This window comes from Pseudomonas sp. Sample_10 (assembly GCF_004321495.1).
In the GTDB taxonomy this organism is placed as follows: Bacteria; Pseudomonadota; Gammaproteobacteria; order Pseudomonadales; family Pseudomonadaceae; genus Aquipseudomonas.
Map to the genome: position 1 here is coordinate 1 of NZ_RCOE01000267.1, position 1,434 is coordinate 1,434.

At 57.5% G+C, this 1,434-nt stretch carries 2 protein-coding genes; both read left to right on the top strand.

Annotation, left to right across the window (positions count from 1 at the left end; all coding sequences use genetic code 11):
* Window positions 1-393: 393 nt before the first annotated feature.
* Window positions 394-987, top strand: a complete 594-nt coding sequence (betI, locus tag D8U18_RS25500) for a transcriptional regulator BetI (RefSeq protein ID WP_056853907.1) — start codon at window positions 394-396, stop codon at window positions 985-987.
* A 62-nt stretch (window positions 988-1,049) separates the two neighbouring features.
* On the top strand, window positions 1,050-1,434 hold a 385-nt coding region (locus D8U18_RS25505; RefSeq protein WP_131108871.1), incomplete at its 3' end, for an aldehyde dehydrogenase family protein.

Consider the following 1,434-nt stretch of genomic DNA (forward strand, 5'->3'; position numbering starts at 1 on the left):
GAGGTGTAGAACACCCAACCGTTGACCGTCACCTTCTCGGGTGGGGTCTTTATTAGTGAGGCAGAACTCATGGCACAGATGCTCCGGGCAGTGCGGGAGAAGATCACAAGGCAGCGCGTGACCCGACCAATCGGTTAGTTGGCAGCCGACCAGCGGGTGTTATAAAGACACCCCGAAAAAGCCCGAAACCCCAAAAGCGCCGTGGCGTATAGGTTTCGAGCCGTTTTAGATGTCGGTTTTTCGTCGTTTATGCGTAGGAAAAATCTGTAAGCAGCGACGAATTGTCGCAGATCTTATTCTTTGTTGATTGAACGTTCAATCAAAACAAAATAGACTGGCCCTCAGTCCGACAGACGTTTTGCGTCTGCCGGAAGGCCTAAGGAGATGTGCAAGATGCCCAAGGTCGGTATGCAACCCATCCGCCGCCAGCAATTGATCGAAGCCACTTTGCTGGCCGTCGATCAGGTCGGAATGGGGGACGCCAGCATTGCGCTGATCGCCCGTTTGGCCGGTGTCTCGAATGGCATCATCAGTCACTATTTTCAGGACAAGAATGGCCTGATCGCCGCCACCATGGGGTACCTGATGACGGTCCTGAGCGAGAACGTCACCGCGCGCCGACAGGCGCTGAAAGATGACAGCCCGCGAGCGCATCTGCAGGTGATCATCGAAGGCAACTTCGACGCCAGCCAGGTCAATGGCCCGGCAATGAAAACCTGGTTGGCCTTCTGGGCAACCAGCATGCACCAACCGTCTTTGCACAGGTTGCAGCGGATCAACGATCACCGTCTGTATTCCAACCTGTGCTGCCAGTTCCGCCGCGTGTTGCCGCTCAATGATGCGCGCACCGCCGCCCGCGGCCTGGCAGCGTTGATTGACGGTTTGTGGTTGCGCGGCGCGCTGTCGGGAGACGCTTTCGACACCGAGCAGGCGCAACAGATCGCTTACGAATACATGGATATCCAACTGGCCAAGCGGGTGAGTTAGAGCACACATAGAACGCTCAACCACCGGGCCGCGCCAATCACTGATGCACTTGCGAGGACTTTATGGCCCGTTTCGAACTGCAAAAACTCTACATCGATGGTGCGTACAGCGACGCCAGCAGCGACGCCACTTTCGAAGCCATCAACCCGGCTAACGGTGAAGTCCTCGCAAAAGTCCAACGTGCTACCTTCGACGACGTTGAGCGTGCCGTCGTCAGCGCCGAAAAGGGCCAGAAGATCTGGGCTGCCATGACCGCCATGGAGCGTTCGCGCATCCTGCGTCGCGCCGTGGAAATCCTGCGTGAACGCAACGATGAACTGGCTGCCCTGGAAACCCTGGACACCGGCAAGGCCTACTCCGAAACCCGTTACGTCGACATCGTTACCGGTGCCGACGTGCTGGAATACTACGCAGGCCTGGTGCCGGCCATCGAAGGCGAGCAGATTC